At 59.9% G+C, this 20,357-nt stretch carries 14 protein-coding genes; 11 read left to right on the top strand and 3 right to left on the bottom strand.

Annotated elements, in window-relative coordinates; translation table 11 throughout:
* Nucleotides 1-160 precede the first annotated feature (160 nt).
* Complete coding sequence (locus A6U87_RS14745) at nt 161-1,156, bottom strand: LacI family DNA-binding transcriptional regulator (RefSeq protein WP_065691992.1); 996 nt, start codon at nt 1,154-1,156, stop codon at nt 161-163.
* Nucleotides 1,157-1,334: 178 nt separating this feature from the next.
* On the opposite strand from A6U87_RS14745, the gene A6U87_RS14750 reads away from it, so the two are divergent.
* The 5 genes from A6U87_RS14750 to A6U87_RS14770 all read left to right on the top strand — a co-directional run bounded on the left by A6U87_RS14750 (nt 1,335) and on the right by A6U87_RS14770 (nt 7,516).
* A complete protein-coding gene (locus A6U87_RS14750) occupies nt 1,335-2,579 on the top strand; it encodes a sugar ABC transporter substrate-binding protein (protein ID WP_065691993.1) in 1,245 nt (414 codons plus the stop codon).
* Between the two features lie 79 nt (nt 2,580-2,658).
* Nucleotides 2,659-3,579 carry a carbohydrate ABC transporter permease gene (locus tag A6U87_RS14755; protein WP_065691994.1) on the top strand — a complete coding sequence of 307 codons (921 nt, stop codon included), beginning with the start codon at nt 2,659-2,661 and terminating at the stop codon, nt 3,577-3,579.
* A complete protein-coding gene (locus A6U87_RS14760; protein ID WP_065691995.1) occupies nt 3,579-4,448 on the top strand; it encodes a carbohydrate ABC transporter permease in 870 nt (289 codons plus the stop codon). The genes A6U87_RS14755 and A6U87_RS14760 overlap by 1 nt, the downstream gene beginning before the upstream one ends.
* A 29-nt stretch (nt 4,449-4,477) precedes the next feature.
* A complete protein-coding gene (locus A6U87_RS14765) occupies nt 4,478-6,409 on the top strand; it encodes a glycoside hydrolase family 127 protein (protein ID WP_065691996.1) in 1,932 nt (643 codons plus the stop codon).
* 9 nt (nt 6,410-6,418) lie between these two features.
* Nucleotides 6,419-7,516, top strand: a complete 1,098-nt coding sequence (locus tag A6U87_RS14770) for an ABC transporter ATP-binding protein (RefSeq protein ID WP_065691997.1) — start codon at nt 6,419-6,421, stop codon at nt 7,514-7,516.
* 72 nt (nt 7,517-7,588) lie between these two features.
* On the opposite strand, the gene A6U87_RS14775 is transcribed toward A6U87_RS14770, so the two are convergent.
* Entirely contained in the window at nt 7,589-8,887 is a 1,299-nt protein-coding gene (locus A6U87_RS14775; RefSeq protein WP_065691998.1) for an alpha/beta fold hydrolase, read from the bottom strand.
* 802 nt (nt 8,888-9,689) lie between these two features.
* On the opposite strand from A6U87_RS14775, the gene A6U87_RS14780 reads away from it, so the two are divergent.
* The 4 genes from A6U87_RS14780 (at nt 9,690) to A6U87_RS14795 (ending at nt 15,347) form a co-directional block, all read left to right on the top strand.
* A complete protein-coding gene (locus tag A6U87_RS14780; protein WP_141683965.1) occupies nt 9,690-11,438 on the top strand; it encodes a type I secretion system permease/ATPase in 1,749 nt (582 codons plus the stop codon).
* Nucleotides 11,435-12,745 carry an HlyD family type I secretion periplasmic adaptor subunit gene (locus tag A6U87_RS14785; RefSeq protein WP_065692000.1) on the top strand — a complete coding sequence of 437 codons (1,311 nt, stop codon included), beginning with the start codon at nt 11,435-11,437 and terminating at the stop codon, nt 12,743-12,745. Before A6U87_RS14780 ends, A6U87_RS14785 begins: the two co-directional genes overlap by 4 nt.
* Nucleotides 12,746-12,901: 156 nt before the next feature.
* Nucleotides 12,902-14,095 carry a calcium-binding protein gene (locus A6U87_RS14790; RefSeq protein ID WP_065692001.1) on the top strand — a complete coding sequence of 398 codons (1,194 nt, stop codon included), beginning with the start codon at nt 12,902-12,904 and terminating at the stop codon, nt 14,093-14,095.
* Between the two features lie 37 nt (nt 14,096-14,132).
* On the top strand, nt 14,133-15,347 hold the full coding sequence (locus A6U87_RS14795; RefSeq protein WP_244499512.1) for a family 16 glycosylhydrolase: 1,215 nt from the start codon (nt 14,133-14,135) through the stop codon (nt 15,345-15,347).
* Nucleotides 15,348-15,437: 90 nt separating this feature from the next.
* Here A6U87_RS14795 and A6U87_RS14800 read toward each other — a convergent pair whose 3' ends face one another.
* Nucleotides 15,438-16,481: an AraC family transcriptional regulator gene (locus tag A6U87_RS14800; RefSeq protein WP_065692003.1), complete on the bottom strand. Its 1,044-nt coding sequence runs from the start codon at nt 16,479-16,481 to the stop codon at nt 15,438-15,440.
* A gap of 188 nt (nt 16,482-16,669) precedes the next feature.
* On the opposite strand from A6U87_RS14800, the gene A6U87_RS14805 reads away from it, so the two are divergent.
* Both A6U87_RS14805 and A6U87_RS14810 read left to right on the top strand, forming a co-directional pair.
* Entirely contained in the window at nt 16,670-19,036 is a 2,367-nt protein-coding gene (locus A6U87_RS14805) for a beta-glucosidase (protein WP_065692004.1), read from the top strand.
* Between the two features lie 60 nt (nt 19,037-19,096).
* Nucleotides 19,097-20,329, top strand: coding sequence for an ABC transporter substrate-binding protein (locus tag A6U87_RS14810; RefSeq protein WP_065692005.1), 1,233 nt, complete (start codon nt 19,097-19,099; stop codon nt 20,327-20,329).
* Nucleotides 20,330-20,357: the final 28 nt, after the last annotated feature.

A 20,357-nucleotide genomic window follows, 5' to 3' on the forward strand; every position in this document is an offset into this window, starting at 1 on the left:
ACTGAAAAATGCCGAAGGAATGCGAAGGCGCGGCAAAACGGTCAATGCCACGCAAATCGATGATCTCGAGCAGCCATCGCCGACGCAATTGCGCGACTTAGAGACTTGGATGCGTTGGGGCACTAAATATATCTGGCGAGGCCAAAAGCCTTCGCGTGCGTCAAGCCGACGCCCGCGCAACAAGGCTGCAAGGCAGCCGCACGATGCCCGGCGCAAGCTTCTCGCGGCGGGAAAGCCCAAGAATAGCTAGGCCCGCTCGGTGCCCGAGCTCTTTGAGCTCCATGTCGATCGTCGTCAGCGGCGGTCGCGTCTGCTTCGAGACGACTTCCCAGTTATCGAAGCCAACGACCGCGACGTCGTCGGGGATCGAGACCCCTCGATCGCGAAGCGCATCGATGACGCCGCGGGCGATTTCGTCGCTGCCACAGAAGATTGCATCGGGTTTTGGGCCCGATTGCGAATAGACCGTATCGATTGCGGAGTGCCCCCACTCTTCAGACCACTCACCGAACATCACTTGGCCGGAGGGCCCCGCAAGTTCCCTGTAGGCGTCCGCACGGATGCGCGCGGCCAAGTAATTCTGCTCGCCGGTGACATGTAGAATGCGCGACCTGCCTAAGGTCTGGAGGTGTTGCACGGCGATGCGTGCCCCTTGGGCATCATCGGGATGGAAGCTAACGCTATCGGCCGGCCCCTGCGCGAATGCGTAGATGACAGGAATCCCAAGTTTCAGGAGCTCAGGCGGCGGCTCAAGGTCGATCCGCGTGGCGGTGAAGATGATCCCATCGACCTGGCGGTCCAGCAATGCATCGAGATGGAGCTTGGCGAGCCGCGGATCGTTGTTGGTGGCGCAGAGGAACAGCGAGACGCCGTGATCCACGAGGATTTCCGAGACCCCGGCGGCCATAGGAAGCGTTAGTCGACCATAGGTATCGTTCGTCAGCATTCCGATGGCATGACTGCGCTTTGTCAGCAACCCTCGCGCGAGTGCATTCGGTCGAAAACCAAGCTCGTCGGCGACGCGCTTGACCTTTTCGCGCGTTTCAGCGTTCGTCCGGCCGATACCGTTCAGCGCGTTTGACGCAGTTGAAATGCTGACGCCTGCCGCTTTAGCCACATCGCGGATTGTTCGCCGTTTGTCGTCCGGACTGGTCAAAGTTCGGTACTCCTAGTCTAGTTGATAAAACCTTTTAACAGAAAAAATATAGGAGATAAAAGGTTTTATCAAAAACAACGCTTCGCGACCCGTCACGCTGTCGACATAAAGTATTTTCTCATCTAACGTTGCCCTTGTCTCGAGGTCCTGGAGCCTCGCATAAGAGAAGGGGAACCGCATGTACCGTCTAAAAACTACGATTGCAGCTGTTGCACTGTTGGCGAGCACTTCTCTCGCCAGCGCTGAAGAAATCACGCTATGGGTGCGTACGTCATCGGGGGCAGTGCTCCAGGGGCTTGCTGAAAAATACAACGCCGCCCATTCCGACAAGGTCAACGTAACCCAGATCACCGCTGAACAGATGGTGCCGAAGCTCGGTGCCGCGATTGCCGGTGGCGCAGCGCCAGACGGCGCGGTCCTCGACCTCATCTATCTCCCGACCTTTGCCGCGAACGACAGCCTCGAAGACATCAGCGATTTCGTAAAGGGCCTTCCATACGCCGCGGCCCTCAGCCCCTCGCATATTCGTCTGGCCACATATGACGGCAAGGTTTACGGCGTGCCCGCTTTGCCTGATGCCTCGATCATTGCCTACAACACGGACCTCTTCAAGAAGGCGGGCCTCGACCCGGACAAGGCACCGGCTTCCCTCGAGGAGATCGCCGCCGACGCCAAGAAGATCCATGCGCTCGACAAGGAAACCTATGGCTTCTATTTCGTCGCCAATTCCGGCAGTTGGCTGATCTACGACTTCCTGCCGCATCTCTGGGCTGCTAGCGCCGACGTGCTGAGCGATGACGGCCGCACCGCGACCGTCGATACGCCGGCGTTGCGTGATACGGTCGCCGCTTATCGCGATATGTGGAAGGACGGCGCCATTCACCCGACCTCGCGCTCGGGCAACGGCAACAACGCCGTCGAGGCCTTCGCATCGGGCAAGGTCGGCATCCTCATGACCGGCTCCTATATCGTCAACTTGCTCACCAGCAAGTATCCGGATGTGAAGTTCGCGGTTGCTCCGATCCCCGGCCCGAAGGGCGGCGCGTCGAGCTTTGCCGGCGGCGATACGCTGGCGCTCATCAAGGGCCTCAGCGAGGAAAAGAAGAAGGTCGCCCTCGACTTCGTTAAATTCTACATGGAGCCCGAGCAGCAGGTCTACATCACGCAGGAATCCGGCATGCCGTCGCGCACGGACCTCGCCAAGGAAGCCTACGCGAAATTCGATCAGCGCAACCTCATTGCCTATGACATCCTGGCAAAGGCCCGCACGCCTTACACGTTCTCGTCTGATGAATTGTTCGTCAGCCGCACGGGCCCGTTCCTCAACCTGATCCAGGGCACGATCTTCGGCGATGACGTCGATGGATCGATCAAGAAGGCGCAGGACGACTTCACCAAGATTCTCGACCGTACCAATCCGTAACGGCTCCGTGCGGGGCGGTCCTCCGCCCCGCACCTACCCAATCGCTGATGCGCATTTTCGAGTTCTTCGAGGAATGATAGTGGTCGATACCCCGACAAAGGATATGAAACAGCCGATCTCCGGGGAACCGGAGCCACAGGGCTGGCTCGGACTGGCGTTCATCCTGCCCGGCTTCCTGTTCATCCTGGTTCTGTTTCTTGTTCCGCTCGCCATGACGATATGGATGAGCTTCTACAACTGGCCGCTGCTCGGCCGGAAGAAGTTCATCGGTTTTGCCAACTACGGTGAACTCCTTGGCGATATGCAGCTCTGGCACTCGCTGGGCTTCACCATGCTCTACACGGTGCTGGTAACGGCCGCGATCTTTGCTGTGGCCTTTCCCTTGGCGCTGCTTGTCGATCGCCCGCTTCGATCGGCCGGTGTCTTCCGTACGATCTTCTTCATGCCTGTTGTCATTGGCTTCGGAGCGGCATCGACGCTTTGGATGTGGCTGCTCAACCCCGATAGCGGTGTGTTTGCCCAGGTCCTGCGCGGTATCGGCCTTATCAGTGCCGCACCCCGGCCGCTTGAAAGCTTCTGGCCGGCGCTCGCCGTGATCATCCTGATGGTTGTCTGGAAGACCGCCGGCTTCACTATGGTCATTCTGCTAACAGGTCTGCAGGGTATTTCTAACGACGTGATCGAGGCTGCCAAGATCGACGGCGCCAGCGTTTTCAGTCGCTTTCGCAGGATTACGCTGCCACTGATGCGCAATTCCCTTGTGCTGGCCCTGGTCCTCAACGTCACCTCGTCGATGCTTGCATTTGACCAGTTCTTTATCATCACGCAAGGCGGCCCGGAAAACAGCACGATATCAGCGGTTTTCTCGATCTACCTCGCGTCCTTCTCGTCCTATCGGCTCGGTTACGGCTCTGCGCTTTCCTTTGCGCTGCTGATCGTTCTCGTTGCCATCAGTGCCATTCAATTCGTGCTGTTGCGCGAACGCGCGGAGGAAGGCTGATGACCTCCACACAATCCAATCCGAGCAGCAACCCGCGCGGCGGCCAGGCCGGCTATCTGCTCTTTCTGCTCGCTTCGATCCTGTTTGCTATCTTCTTCATCATGCCGCTCGTCTGGTCGCTGGCGAATTCGTTCAAGCCAGCCGCCGAAGCGCTCGCCAATCCGGCGGCGCTGTTCTCGAAGACGTTCTCGGTGGAAAACTATCGCCGCCTCGAGAATGTCGGTGCCGGATGGTACGTCTATGCCGGTAACTCCGTGCTGATCGCGGTGGGCACGGTGCTGTTGACCGTCATCGTCTCAGTGCCCGCCGGCTATGGTTTCTCCAAGTTCAAGTTCCCCGGCCAGTCGATGCTGTTCGTCTTGATCATGGCGACGATGATGATCCCGTTTCAGTCGATCCTGACGCCGCTGTTCCTGATCCTGAAGATGCTCAGCCTGCAGAACAGCCTGTTCGGCCTCGTCCTGATCTACGTCACGTTCCAGCTACCGTTTTCCGTCTTCATGATGCGCAATGCCTTTGATGCCGTGCCCAAGGCGCTGATCGAGGCGGCGCGCATCGACGGCGCTTCGCAGGCGACAATCCTGCGGCGGATCATGTTGCCGATCGCCTTGCCTGGTGTAGCGACGGTGGCGATGTTCGCCTTCCTGAATTCGTGGAACGAGTTCCTGGCCGCACTCATCTTTCTGTCGGACCAGAACAAGTTCACCCTGCCGATCATGCTGGTGAACGTGTCGTCGGGCCTCTATGGCATCATCGATTGGGGCGCACTGCAGGCCGGCATCGCCGTCACGATGATCCCCTGCATCATCCTCTTCCTTCTTCTGCAACGCTACTATGTGCGCGGCCTGACGGCCGGCGCCGTGAAATGAGAAGCGGTCCGTCCGCTCAAGGAGCCTTCATGTCTAATGCCCAGAAAGCACAGCCGCGGTTGCCGATCGACCGCTACCTTCCGGCCGACCACGCCAGCGTCACCTTCGACGGCGGTTTCTGGAAGAGCTGGACGGAAACCGTCCGTGACGTCACCATTCCGACCCAGCACATGCGGCTGGACGAGGAAGGCTTCCTGGAAGTTCTAGACTTCGACAAGCCTGCCGGTCCTCTTGCTCGCCCGATCCAGCCGAGCGGCCTGTCGATGCAACACTTCTTCGATTCCGATTTCGGTAAGTGGATCGAGGCAGCGAGCTATACGCTGAAGAACAATCCCAATCCTGATGTCGAGGCGAAGATCGATGTGATCGTCGAGAAGCTCGAGCACGGCCAGATGGCGGATGGCTATTTGAACAGCTGGTTCATCCGTCGCGAGCCGGAGAACCGTTGGACCAACCTGCGTGATCTTCACGAGATGTATTCGATGGGTCATCTCCTCGAAGGAGCCGTCGCCTATTTCGAAGCGACAGGAAAGCGCCGCTTCCTCGACGTGATGATCCGTGCCGTCGATCATATCATCGATACCTTCGGCCGCGAGCCGGGCAAGCTTCGCGGCTACGACGCGCACGAGGAGATCGAGCTGGCGCTCGTCAAGCTCTACCGCGTGACCAAGGATCCGCGCCACCTGAAGCTGGCGACCTACTTTGTCGACGAGCGCGGCCAGATGCCTTCCTATTATGATGAGGAAGCGCGCAAGCGCGGCGAGGATCCAGCGACCTACGTTTTCCAGACCTACGCCTACAGCCAGGCCCACATGCCGGTGCGGGAACAGACCCAGGTGGTCGGTCATGCGGTGCGTGCAATGTACCTGTTCTCCGCCATGGCGGATCTCGCCTTTGAGAACGACGATGAAAGCCTGAAGAGCGCCTGCGACCGGCTGTTCGACAATCTGGTCGGGCGTCAGCTCTATGTCACTGGCGGTCTCGGCCCATCGGCTTCCAACGAAGGCTTCACGCGCGAATACGATCTGCCGAACGAAACCGCTTATGCCGAGACCTGTGCGGCGGTTGCGCTCGGCTTCTTCAGCCACCGCATGGCCCAGATCGAGCTCGACAGCAAATTCACCGACAAGCTCGAGACGGTGCTCTACAATGGCGCCCTTTCCGGCATCTCGCGCGATGGCGAGCATTACTTCTACGAGAACGTGCTGGAGAGCCACGGGCAGAACCGGCGCTGGAAGTGGCACTATTGCCCGTGCTGCCCAACCAACATCGCCCGTTTCATCACGTCGCTCGGCCAGTATTTCTATTCGACGAAGGCCGATGAGGTGGCTGTCCATCTCTACGGTGAGAACACAGCCGAGCTTTCCTTGGGCAATGCCTTCCTGCGCCTGCGGCAGACGAGCCAATATCCGTGGAACGGCGACGTCGCCATCTCGCTTGGCCTCGATCAGGCGAAGCGCTTCACCTTGCGGCTTCGTATTCCCGGCTGGTGCCGCGACGCGCGTATCCTCGTCAACGGTGAGGCCGTCAAGCTCGATGTCACCAAGGGCTACGCCGCGGTCGAACGGGAGTGGAAGGACGGCGATACGGTCAGGCTGGCCTTCGACATGCCGGTCGACCGCCTCTATGCCCATCCCGCGGCGACAGAAGACAATGGCCGCTTTGCTCTTCGGCGCGGCCCGGTGATCTTCTGCGTCGAAGAAGCCGATCTTGGCACCGAACCACAACGGCTGAGACTGCCGGCGCAGGGCGAGATCGCCGTAAGCTTCGATCAGACCCTTCTTGGCGGCGCCACCGTCCTTGAAGGTGATGCACTGGAGGCAGATGCCTCCGATTGGCAGGAAACCCTTTACCGCACACAGCCGCCGGCGTTGAAGCCGACGCGCTTCAAGGCGATCCCGTACCACCTCTGGGCAAACCGAGAGCCGGGCGCGATGGCCGTCTGGCTGCACGAGAAGTAGGGGTATACGATGGCTCGCCTTGAACTTCGCAACGTGGTCAAATCTTACGGCATCTACGAAGCCGTGCGCGGCATCAACCTTACGATCGAGGATAACGAGTTTGTCGTCTTCGTCGGTCCGTCCGGCTGCGGCAAGTCGACGACGCTGCGCATGATCGCCGGTCTGGAACATATCACCGGTGGCGACATCGTCATCGGCGATCAGGTCGTCAATCGGCTGGGGCCCGGTAAGCGCGATATTGCCATGGTCTTCCAGAACTATGCGCTCTATCCGCACATGAGCGTCAGGGAGAACATCTCCTTCTGCCTGGAGCAGCAGAAGCTGCCGAAGGCGCAGATCGACGAGCGGATCACCCGCGCCGCCGAGACGCTGCATATCACCGAACTCCTGTCGCGGCGCCCCGGTCAGCTTTCTGGCGGGCAGCGTCAACGTGTGGCCATGGGACGCGCCATCGTACGCAACCCGAAAGTCTTTCTGTTCGACGAGCCACTCTCCAATCTCGACGCCAAGCTACGCGTTCAGATGCGCACCGAGATCAAGCGCCTGCATCAATTGCTTCCGACGACGACCGTCTATGTCACCCATGACCAGGTCGAGGCGATGACGATGGCCGATCGTGTTGTCGTCATGAACGGCGGCATCATCGAGCAGGCGGGGCCGCCGCAGGAACTGTACCATCGTCCGGTCAGTCAGTTCGTAGCGGGCTTCATCGGCTCGCCGTCGATGAATTTCCTGAACGCGAAGCTTGAGAGCGCTGGCGACGGATTGATTGTCGTTCTCGACGATGGCAGCCGGCTTGCCGTTCCCGCGTCCCGGACCGCCGAATACAGGCCGCATGCAGGCAAGCCTGTTGTCTTCGGTATCCGGCCCGAATCGATATCAAGCCTGACGCCAAAAGCCGGTTTTGAAACGGTCGAGGCGAGTATCGATCTCGTTGAGCCGCTGGGTCCGGAAACGATGATCTATTTCAATATCGGGTCGGTCAGCCTTTGCGCCAATGTCGATCCGGAAAGCGAGCCGCGTCCGGGTTCGCGCATGCCGCTTTCCTTCAACATGAACCGCATGCACCTTTTCGACCCAGCTGGAGGCCGTTCGCTTTCGTCCTGATGGCGTCACGGATGAACAGCTGGAAGCGTTCTGGCCGGCATAGTTGCCGACCAGAACAGGTCATTCTTGGTTTTAGCCCAGTGGGCCTCCCCGCTCGCGCACCATCTGGCGGAGGCGCGAGAAGACGGCCGAGGACTGGCGGACGCCGTCATGCTCGAACTCGTTGGTCACCCAGACCTGGACATTGCTGACATCTCTCGCAGTTTGCAGCGACAGTTCGGCATCGACATACATGTCGTCGAAGTAGACGGCTGCGGCCACGGGGATCTCGCTCGATGCCAATCGAGAAGGATCGTAAAGCGGCTCGAACTCGTCGTAGCGCGCAAGTGCCTCGACCGAGTCATGGAACGGCCGCAGCGAGCGGATTTCCTCGAACATCCACGGATACATCATTTCGCCGGTCAGGAGCAGCGGCCGGCTTCCTTCGCCAAACTCTGAGAACTCGGGCCTTACCCGTTCGGCAGCCCAACCGGTTGCACCCGAGCCCTGGCCGTAGATGCTCTCCTGCAGAGCGGCGAACATCGGGTTGCCGTCATACGAAGTGAGCGACATGACGGACGCCAGGAAAGCGTCAGAGAAGCGCGTTTCCTCGTGGTCGGAGAAGGCCTCATCGATCAGCCAGTGGATATTCTCATATCCCGGCGCCATGCCGAAGTCGATGCCGACAGTCTGCAATCGGCGGACCGTCAGCCGGTCGCCATCCGGAAGACGGATATCCTCCGCGGCAATCTTGTCTGCGATCCGACCGATGCGGTCGCGATCGCCAGGGTATCGCGTGTAGTACTCGCGGTTCTTGGCAGCCACACGCGGATAGGTGCGTCTGTAAACGTCGTCCGCGGTCGCTGAAAGTCCCGCAAGGCCGCCGGTGACATAGCAGGCCGCCAGCCCCTCGGGTGCCCGCGACAGATAGGTCAGGGTCAGGAAGCCGCCATAGCTCTGGCCGAGCGTCTCCCAACGCGCGCCACCAAACATGGTCTTCCTGAGATGCTCGCAATCGGCAACGATGCTGTCGGCGCGGAAGTGGCTGAGATAAAGAGCTCCAGCATTTCCATCGGCAAACGCCGCCATTGTGGCACTCTCGATACGGGTGCTTCTGCCGGTGCCGCGCTGGTCCAGCAGCACGACACGGTAATTCTTGAGCGCTTCGCCGAGCCACGATGGACCGCCGCCCACCGGGCGCGGCGACTTGCCGCCCGGGCCGCCCTGCAGAAACAGCAGCACAGGCAGCGTTTCCTTCTTGCGCGAGGGATCGCAGACTTCGCGTGCGAACACCTTGATCGTCGCGCCATCCGGCTTCTTCCAATCGAGCGGCACATCGACAAGGTGGTCACGGACATGGACGCCGGGGATCGTATATTCGCTGACAAGCATAATGGAATCCTGGATAATATTGTGTCTCAACGCGGTACCGCTGGGGTACGCCGGTATCAAGTCTCAATCTCCACACATGCAGCGTTTGCGGCGAAATCTCTTGCATGACGCTCGTGGACCGGGCCAGTCGCGAAAGGCAATTATTCTAGGCGAGTTCTGCGGTTTTTCGAGCAGGCCAACCAAAACTTCCCCTGGCGTGCCGTCAGGTCAAACAGTCGCGCCAGACGACTTCGCTTTTATGTCCGCGCCAGAACAATTTTGCACAAGGAGAGGCAGACGAGTGGCGATGGCGTTTCGACGAATAATACGTGAGGTCTCAAAAGTCGTATTGGGCGCAGGCCTCTGCTTCGGCTGTTGATTTCCGAGAGCCGGCACAGTTCTAACGCAGGCGAACAAGCTTGGCGATCGAAGTGTGTTTGGCTGGGATAGGGGTCCGCCTCCAATCGGCGAAAGCTTGTCAATATGCTGGTCGTGACGCACCTTGTATGGTCGGGGTACCTACAGCCTCAATGAACCAACATCAGCCGACAGCCGCCGTGTCGTGGTGGATGCGACAAGACGGGGCAGGCACCCATGCAGTCCGGTTGACAAGGGTGGTACCGGCTGTCATCGTCTTGGCCAACAGCAGACAAGTGCTGTTGTTGCAGTTCTAGCTCTTGCAGTGGCTTTGGTCTCTTTAATGATGCCTGAGCCACTTGTCATTCTAGGGACGGCAGTTTGATCACTTTCCATCCGGCCGTCGACGACCTCCATCGCGAATATGTCCGCCTAGCGGCGGCGATGAATGAAGGAGTGCAGCTGCGTGGTCGAGCCATCGAAAGAACTGCCTCGGACATTTCTGCTGGCGATGCTTGCGTCGTTGCGAAGGGTATTTTTCAGCATCGCGCTTGCCAGCGCGGTGACCAGCGTACTGGCGCTGACGGGCTCTTTCTTCATGCTGCAGGTCTACGACCGGGTCATCCCCGGTCGTAGCGTCTCGACACTGGTCGGCATAGCAATCATCGCCGCGATCCTCTTCGTCTTTCAGGGTATTCTGGAGCTGTTGCGTTCGATGTTGCTGGCACGCGTCGGCGTGTCGCTTGATGAGCGGATGAACAGCAGGATCTTCGGTTCGCTGATGCTTCAGCAGCGGGTGGCATCGGTGCCCGGTGATGGGATGCAGTCGGTTCGCGATCTTGACAAGGTCCGTTCCTTTCTTGCCAGCGCCGGTCCAATCGCATTGTTCGATCTGCCCTGGATACCGCTTTACCTCGGATTGTGTTTCCTGTTTCACTTCTGGATCGGGTTTACCGCGACCTGTGGCGCCATCGTTCTCGTGGGCCTGGCGGTTCTGGCCGAAATCCTGTCACAACGACCGGCCGCCGACGCTGCCAGGCATTCAGCCACACGCCTTGCCTTCGCCGAGGGCGTGCGAAGGAACTGGGAAGCGGTGGTCGCCATGGGTTTCGTCGGCCGCATGACAGATCGATGGGCCGATATCAATGGCGCCTACATGGCAAACCAGCTTGCAGCCGGCAATGTGATCGGCACACTGACGACCACATCCCGCATCCTGCGTCTGATGCTGCAATCCGCCGTGCTGGCGGTCGGCGCAATTCTGGTTATCCGACAGGAGGCGACCGGTGGGATCATGATTGCAAGCTCGATCCTTGTCAGTCGCGCGCTCGCGCCCGTCGAACTTGCAATCGGCCAATGGAAGGGGTTCGTCGCTGCCCGGCAAAGCTGGTTGCGGCTTGTCAGGTTGCTGGAGGTTCTTCCCGAAGAGAGCCGAAGCGTGAGCTTGCCAGCGCCGCGGTCGAAATTGACGGTGGAGAATCTGAGCGTCGCGCCTCCGGGCAGCCGTGAGCTCATCCTCCGCAACTTCTCGTTCGAGGTCTCGGCCGGGACCGTTCTCGGCGTTATTGGACCCAGCGCCTCGGGAAAGTCGTCGCTTGCTCGCGCGATCACCGGCATTTGGCCCAGCGCGATCGGCTCCATCCGCCTCGACCATGCCGCGCTCTCGCAATGGGATCCGGCGAAGCTCGGGCGCAATCTCGGCTATCTCCCGCAGGACGTCAGCCTGTTTGACGGTTCTATTGCCGACAACATCGCCCGTTTCGAAAAGGAGCCCTCATCGAAATTGGTCGTCGGCGCTGCGAAGGCGGCGGGTGTCTACGACATGATCGTAAAGCTCCCGCAGGGCTTCGACACCATGATCGGGGAGGGTGGCTCTCGGCTTTCGGCGGGACAGCGGCAGCGTATCGCACTGGCCCGCGCGCTCTATGGCGAGCCCTTTCTGGTGGTGCTCGATGAGCCCAATTCCAACCTTGATAGCGAGGGTGATGCGGCCCTGACCCAGGCGCTGCTGAACGTGCGCGCGCGGGGCGGGATCGCCGTCGTCATCGCCCATCGGCCGAGCGCTTTGGCAGCGGCCGACACACTGATGGTCATCGTCGAGGGCCGGTTGCAGGCCTTCGGGCCAAAAGACACGATTATAGGAGCCCCCGTGAGACCGCCGATCAAGCAAGGCGCGATCAGGCTGAAACTCGCCGGCGAGGACACGGGCTCATGAGCGCGGACAAGCTGTCACCGACCGAACGTTCGATGCGACGGCTTTCGGCCGTAGCGCTGGGGACGATCGCCCTGCTTGTCGGTGTGATGGGAGGCCTCGCCGCGACCACGCAGATCTCTGGCGCCGTCATCGCCCCTGGATCGCTCGTTGTCGACAGCTATGTCAAGCCGGTCCAGCATCTCAAAGGGGGAATTGTCGGCGACATTCGCGTAAAGAACGGCGACCGTGTCGCGGCCGGCCAGCTTCTGATCCATCTGGACGACACCCAGACGCTCGCCAGTCTCGCCATCATCCGGAAGCGTCTGGACGAACTCTCGGCGCGGACGGCGCGGCTCTTTGCCGAACGCGACGACGCACCGGAGATTGCCTTTCCGACAGGTTTGATGTCGCGCGCCGGTGAAGATGAGGTCGAACGCACGATTGCGGGCGAGAAGCGCCTGTTCGACGACCGATTGGCCTCAAGGCAAAGCCGCAAATCGCAGCTCAGAGAGCGGATCCAGCAGTTGAACCAGGAGGCCGATGGTCTCGCCGCGCAGGAGGGCGGCAAACGCATCGAGATCGATCTGATCAACAAGGAGCTTTCCAGCCTGCAGGGGCTGTTCGACAGGGGGATTGTCCCGGCCGCGAAGGTCTACGCATTGCAGCGCGAGAGCGCCAGCCTCACGGGGGAGCTAGGCAATCTCGTCTCGAGCATCGCTCAGGCCAAGGGCAAGGTGACCGAGACGGAATTGCAGATCACCCAGATCGATGATGATCACAGCGCGGAAGTGTCCGACCAGCTGCGCCAGGCGCAAAGCGACACCGGCCAATTCATGGAACGGCTGGTCGCCGCACAGGACGACCTTAAACGGGTCGATATAACAGCGCCGCAGGCGGGCATCGTCGACCATTTGAGTGTGCATGCACCGGGCGCGGTCATATCGCCGGGTGATACCGTCATGCAGATCGTTCCGGATCAGGACGCGCTCGTTGCCGAACTCAAGCTTTCGCCGCAGGATATCGATCAGGTGAGCGTCGGGCAGCCGGTCATGCTGCGGTTTTCCGCGTTCAATCAACAGGACACGCCCCAGCTCAACGCGCAGCTCACCAAGATCTCGGCGGAGCTCACCACTGACCAGCATTCCGGAGCGAGCTATTATGTTCTGCGCGCCAGCATATCGAAAGAGGAGTGGAACCGCCTCGGCAAGCTGACTGCGGTTGCCGGCATGCCGGTCGAGGCTTTCCTGCAAACAGGGGAAAGAACCGTTCTCGCCTATCTGACAAAGCCGATGAAGGACCAGATGGCCAGAGCCTTTCGGGAAGAATGATGCCGCACCCTGCGGATTTGGGTGTGTGAGATCAAGGTACACGGAAAAAGTTAGCCTGCGGGATCAGCCGGATAGCGGGCGAGCCCATTTTGCCTATTGATTTTAGGGGCAGTCGATCGCAGGCTAACACGTCATTTCAGCTCGAAGGAGGCCGGGATGGTTAAGCGAATTCCGATAACGGCAGGGAATTTAATCAACCATCAGATCGGCACGGATGATATCCTGGCGCCGCCGGACACGACGACGATTGCCTACGGCGATGCCGGAAAAAGCCTGCTGGACCATTCCACAGGCGGAAACGATCATCTGACGATAAGCGGATCAGGCAGCTTCTTTGGCGACGCCGTCAAGAACATAGCGGACCACGCAACAGGCGGAAACGACGCGTTCAACACGGCCGCGAGTTCCAGCAACATCACGGTTGCCATGTATGGTGACGCAGGCCAGGACATAGTTGGCTGCGGCGCGGGTGGCGATGATACCTTTAGCCTCTCTGCTTTTCAGAACACCTTCACGATCTATGGAGACGTTGGCCGCGATATGCGAGATCGCGCCATCGGCGGCAACGATACAGTCACGGATGGCAGCTCAGAGGGCTTTGTCACCTTCTACGGTGATGCTGGCCGCAATATGTACGGGCACGTCCATGGCGGCAACGACGCCCTGAACACCGGCCTGGAAGACAGCGTTACATTCTTCGGCGATGCCGGAGGCAATCTAGGTGATCGGGCTGTTGGTGGAGACGACACCATGAACGTCGCGTCGGTCGGCGCGGTTCTGGCTTATGGTGACGCGATGACCATGTCGGGTCATTCCCGCGGCGGCAATGACAGTCTTTTCGTCCGAGCACAGCAGAATGCCGGCGATCTGATCGTGGGCGACGCGCAAACGATGTCGGGCCATGCGCGTGGAGGCGACGACGTCCTCAACGTCGATGCCGTCCGCCACCTGCAGGGAACGATCACGCTGATCGGCGATGCCCAGACCATGTCCGGCCACGCCAGGGGCGGCGACGACACCCTGATCAGCGGCAACGGCAATGACGACATGTGGGGCGACGCACAGGTCATGATTGGCCACGCCAGGGGCGGAAACGACACGTTCGTCTTCAAGCCGAACAATGGCAACGACAGAATTGAAGATTTCGGACAAGGCGGTCACGGCGTGGGAAACAATTGGGGCATCGACCACATCGACGTGTCGGCGCTAGGGATCACGGACTTCAGCGCGCTTGATTTTATCTCGGCCTTCGACCCGACAACGCATGAAAGCACCATTTCATTCGGTACCGGCGGCGTGGTCGTTCACAGCCAGCATGCTTTGATGGCGGACGATTTTCTGTTCGCATAGCGCCCGGAGCATCCGGACCAGTTCACTTGTCATGGAGGTGAAATTGTCTGCGATCGATCTTAGCAAATACCAGCTGACGTTTGACGACGAGTTCAACAGTCGCAGCATTTCTCAGACGGGAGACGGCACGACCTGGGCGGATATCCGGCCGCAATGGCGTTTTGACGCCAACTCCGATATCGGCTTTGGCCATTCGTCATTTGTCGATCCGGCCTCAGGCTATGATCCGTTCAACGTGAGCAATGGGGTGCTGACGATCACGGCCGTGCCTGACCGCACGGCGTCGGGCTTTCCGGACAGCTGGGAATCCGGCCTCATCACGACGCAGGGGCATTTTTCACAAACCTACGGCTACTTCGAGATCCGTGCAGACTTCTCGAACCTTGCCGGCGCTTGGAATGCATTCTGGCTGCTGCCCGACCATGCGATAGCTGACCCGAACAATGCCGGGCACTGGCAGGAACTGGATGTCGTCGAGAACTACGGAAGCTTTGAAAAGGGCATCTATAGCGGCATTCACACCACCGATGCGGCACCGAACGAGAACTGGCAACAGAACCTGCAGGTCTATAGCGAGCTTCCCCAGCCATCCGGCTTCCATACCTACGGACTGGATTGGAACGAGGATACGATCGGCTTCTACGTGGACGGCCAGCTCGTCGGATCAAAACCCACGCCGAGCGACATGCATGGGCCGATGTACCTGTTGGCCGATCTGGCAACACAGGCCGATCCCAACAACAATGCGGATGTCGCCAACGTGCCTATCTCATCGCAGATCGACTATATCAGGGTCTATTCCCACCTTCCTGATACCGGCACTGTGACGAATACGCCCACCAATTCCGACACTGCCGCCACGCCGCCTCCTACGACCACGACGCCGCCGACCGGCGATGGATCAACGATCGGAGCCGGTACACACAAGCTTGTCTTGTCGATCAGCCAGGATGCTTATCTTGGTGACGCGCAATACAGGGTCGAGGTCGACGGAACACAGGTCGGCGGGATCCAGACGGCTCACTCCCTGCACGGGTCCGGCCAAACGGATCAGGTGCTCGTTCAGGGAGACTGGGGCAATGGCAGCCACGATGTCGCCGTCACTTTCCTGAACGACGCCTGGGACGGGACGCCTTCGACGGATCGCAACCTCTATCTCGACGGCGCCAACTATGACGGAACGGATGTCGCAGATGCGCAGCACGCCCTGATGGGCGTCGGTGCATTCCATTTTCACATCTTTGATGCCTGAGCCGTCAGCTCCACGGCGCTCGGGCCAAATGTCTGGTGTTTGCCATGAGGGAACTCTTCCTGCGGCAAGAATCAGGAGGGAACCGCTAGACTAGCTCAAACTGGCATTGTGCGGTGCGCTCAGCACGATCTGTCGCTTGCCGCCGGCGGTCAGACCGACTGCGAGTTCTGCAGCTTTCCCGACGCCGCCTGCATGCGCTGAGAGAATCTTCTGCACCTCGCTGGAGTCCTCCTCCGTCAGGTGGCTTTGGGGCTTCAGCGCACGACGGCCGCGACGGAATTCTGCGGGACTTGAGCCAAACCGCCCGCGGAACTTGTTGTAGAATACAGCAGGATTTCCGAACCCGTTTTTCTCCATGACAACGGCAATGGTGTGGTCGGTGGTGCGCAGTTCTTCGGCTGCATTGTCCAGCCGAAGATTCTGGGAGTAATCACGATATCCGATACCGACATGCCGCTTGAACAGCCGTGAGAGGTGGCTGAGTGTCAGCCCCTCCGCATCGGCAATCTCGCTCAGGTCCTGGTTTTCGTCCTTTTCGCTAAGCGTATCCATGATCCTGAGAATACGGTGGCGGCTGTCCGAGCGGAGTTGCGCGACCGTCGCATCTGCCGCCTCATACGGAATCCAGCGATAAATGTAGCAGGCGAGAAGATTGGCGATCGTCTGCCGCGCCATCGATTCTTCGGCGTGGTTCGTCTGGTCGAGGATCAAGCGAGCCATCAGCGCCTTCAGGGGTGCGACCCGGTTCATGTAGGATTTGCTGTGCAGAAACGTTCGGCAGAGATATTGACGGGCGGCAAAAGACGGCAGCCCCATGCGCTCGAAGTGACCGACGTCAAGGTGAACGCCGCACACCAGCCCATCGCGCGAAATCGATGTGGAATTATGGGGAACGTCGCCATTGATGATGATCATGTCGTCCTGGTTCATCTCGCAGGACTGACCATCGACGACCAGCCGAAAGCTGCCGCGCAGAACGAAAAGTATCTCCATCTCCCGATGCCAGTGATACGGCACGTCGGCGTATCCATGCACGAATGCGCGGCAGTGGGCCTCGGCCGACGGGGCGTGGTTTTCGTAGCCGCAGCTGCGATTATCGAGGTTCGGATCCGGCCGCAGATAGGCAATGTTCATTCTCATCCCCTCCGTTCGGGTGGCAATAAACATCAAAAAGTGTCGTAAATCTAGAGCAAGTTTCGCGGCTAGATCGCTTCTCTTTCCCGTGTCATCAATCGGTCATTCTTTGATGCGGTCGATGGAGCCGCACAGGCGAGGAGGCCTGCAAAGGCCGACGGCGCGTCTGTCACAATGGGATGAAATTTATGACGTGGAATATTTCGGATAAGGAACTCGGACAGCTCGTCGAGCAGATGACGCTGCAGGAGAAAGTCGCGATGGTGAGCGGCTATGGCCTGTGGCGGACAGCTGCCAATTATCGCCTCAACATCCCGGAAGTGCTGATGACTGACGGCACGTATGGCGTGCGTTACTCGGTGGAGCAGATCGATGGTCCACAAGACAGCGACACCCAGCTTGCCGCCTTCCTGAGTGTGGTGAATGCCGACGCGTCAGAGAGTGTCGAGACCGCGTTCGGAACGACGCGTCCGGCAACCTGCTTCCCCAATGGATCCTCTTTTGCCTGCTCGTGGGACGTTGATCTCGCGCGTGAACTGGGTGAGGCGCTCGCGGCCGAATGCCAGGCGTTCGGTGTCAACATCCTGCTCGGCCCCGGGATCAATATCCGTCGTACTCCGCTTGCCGGTCGCAGCTACGAATACTACTCCGAGGATCCTGTCGTGACCGGCGAAATCGCCGCTGCCGTCATCAGTGGCATGCAGGACAATGGCGTCGGCGCGTCGCTCAAGCATTTTGCCTGCAACAACTCCGAAGTTCAGCGCACGACGATGAGCTCGGTGGTCGAGGAGCGGGCCCTGCGCGAGGTCTATCTCGCAGGCTTCGAGCGCGCGATCCGCAAGTCCAATCCCTGGACGGTGATGAGCTCCTACAATCGCCTGAACGATGTGCAGGCGGCAGAAAACCATTGGCTCCTGACCGAAGTGCTGCGCGACGAATGGGGTTACGATGGTGTCGTCGTGTCCGACTGGCACGGCATCAAGGATCGTCCGGCTTCGCTGAACGCCGGCAACGACCTCGACATGCCGGAAAGCGGTGCCCGCAAGCAGGAACTCCTGGAGGCCGTTGAAGCCGGCCGCGTGCCGATGGCCGTCCTCGATCGCTCCTGCCTTCGCATGCTCAAGCTGGTGCGGCTGGCTCGAAACAACATTCATCCGAATGCAACGGCAGACTATAAGAAGCATCATGCGCTGTCGCAGCGCATGGCCGCGGAATCAATCGTTCTTCTGAAGAACGAAAACAAGTTGCTGCCGCTCGATGCCGGCAAGCTTCGCAAGATCGCCGTGATCGGCGCCGCCGCTCGCGAGCCGGTCATCCAGGGGTCGGGCTGCGCGACGACCCGTCCGACGGAAATCGACGTCCCGCTCGATGAAATCCGCCAGATGGCCCCGGGCGTCCACGTCACATTCCACGCGGTTTCCGACTTCGAGGACGGCAGCGCAACCGAACAGGCAGCACTTTCAGAGATCGATGCCGCCGACGTTGTCCTGTTCTTTGGCAACACCGAGGTTGGCTATGACGGTGAAGGCTCGGATCGCACACATCTCAATCTTGATGTAGGACAGGATGCGCTGATCGAACGGCTGTCAAAGCGGAACAGCAAGTTCGCAGTCATTCTTGCTACGCCGGACGCCGTCGTCATGCCGTGGATTGACGGGGCAGCTTCGGTGCTCGCCGCGTTCTTCGGTGGCCAGGGAGCCGGCAAGGCTGTCGCCGATGTGCTGTTCGGCAAGCAGAATCCCTGCGGCAAGCTCACCGTCAGCTTCCCGATGCAGCTCGAAGACACGCCAGGCTTCCTCACCTATCCCGGCGAGAACAACCGGCATATCTATAGCGAAGGCATTCACGTCGGCTATCGCTCTTATGACAAGAGAAAGCTCGCGCCGCTCTTCCCGTTCGGCTACGGCCTCAGCTTCACGACGTTCGAATACGCGAACCTCGCCGTCGATACCTCCACGATCGACGTATCGAGCACCGTCAAGCTGTCCTTCGACGTGACCAACACCGGCACCACGGCGGGCAAGGAAATCGCCCAGGTTTATGCCCGCCCGCACAATCCGCGCCTTAGCCGCCCGATCCGTGAACTAAAGGGTTTTGCCAAGGTTGCCCTCGAGCCCGGCCAGACCAAGCGGGTGGATGTAACGATCGAGGCGCGCGACCTGCGTTACTACGATCCGGATCACCGCCAGTGGCTGCTTGACGCCGGAAAGCTGACGATGGAAGTCGGTGCGTCCTCGCGCGATTTGCTGCTCGACGTCACTCTCGACGTTCAGGCGCCGGCCTTGCCATCGAGCATTCTGAATGTTGAAAGCCAGCCGTTCCTTGTTCTCGAGCAGGAATATGCCCGGAAGCGCTTCGGCCAGTTCCTCAAGGAGCAACTGGATCTGGGCGACGACGAGGCCGAGAAGATGATCTCCTACTGCGCAGGTTCTTTCCTCGGCATCTACAACACCGTCGCGTGGGTCGCGGGCGACACGATCTCCAAGGCGGATATGGCCGCCTTCCTTGACAGTCTCAACAAGGAAATGAGCGCTGCGGTCGCAACCGCAGCCTGACAACGCATGCGCCGGCCAGCCCGGCGCATCCGGCCCTATCAAAAAAGCAAGGGGAATAACATGAAATTCAAATACGTCTCGTCAACGGTCGCGCTCGTCGGTCTGCTCGCCGCCTCGACAGCAGCGTTCGGCCAGACCGTCGATGTGCAGCAATATTGGACGAGCGCCAGCGAATCCAAGGCAATGCATGCGATCGCCGATGAGTTCAAGGCGCGCGGGGGCAAGTGGATCGACAGTCCTTCGGCCGATTTCGATGCCGCTCTTGCTGCCGCAACCAGCCGGATCGCCGGCGGCGAGCCGCCCACGGCGCTGCTGATGACGCCGAACTCGGCAATGCGCGATCTTGCCGGTGCCGGTTCGCTCCGCAAACTCGATGACCTTGCCACGGAGGGTGGCTGGCAGAAGCAGATCCCGGGGATCGTCTGGAACAAGCTCAACGTTGACGGCAACCTCGTGGCGCTGCCTGTCGGCATCCACGCCGATAACTGGCTCTACTATTCGAAGGAAGTCTTCAGCAAGTACGGCATTGAAGAGCCGAAAAGCCTCGACGAGATGTTCGCGGTTGCCGACAAGCTGAAGGCAGCCGGTGTGACCGCCTTTGCCGTCGGTGGGGAGCCCTGGCAGGAGGCGATGATCCTCTGGGACCTCATTCTCGCCGTCGGTGGACCGGAATACTACAATCAGCTGGTGGTCAAGCGCGATCCCGAGGCGATGAAGTCCCCTGTGGTCGAGCAGGCCTTCGAGATGTACCGGCGCATTTCGACCTATGTTGACCCCTCAAGCCCGGGACGGTCGTGGAACGACACTACCAACATGATCATCAACGGCAAGGCCGGCATGCAGCTCATGGGTGACTGGGCGCGCGGTGAGTTCATCGCCGCAGGCAAGAAGCCTGGTGAAGACTTTGGCTGCATGATCGTCCCCGGCAAGCTCGGCTACCAGATCCTCGTCGATGTCTTCGTCTTCCCGCAAAACACCGATGAAGAACGTGTTTCGGGCCAGACGCTTCTCGCCAAGACGATCATGGACACGAAGGTCGAAGCAAAGATTGCCGAAGTGAAGGGCTCGATCCCCTCGCGCCTCGACGTCGAGACCTCTTCGCTTGATGCGTGCGCGGCAAAGGGCGTCAAAGCCCTCGCCACGCCTGGTGTTGCGGTCTCCGATTTCATCGATGCGCTGCCGGGCGACCTGGGCGGTCGTGCAAACGATATCGCAACGCAGTTCTGGACCGACCCGTCAATGACGCCGAAGGCGGGCGCCGAGGCCCTGATATCGCTCCTGCAGAGCGAGTAATCGTCACCCGGGCCAGCGCGCGACGCTG

Origin of the sequence: Rhizobium sp. AC44/96 (assembly GCF_001692185.1) — a bacterium.
Lineage (GTDB): Bacteria > Pseudomonadota > Alphaproteobacteria > Rhizobiales > Rhizobiaceae > Rhizobium.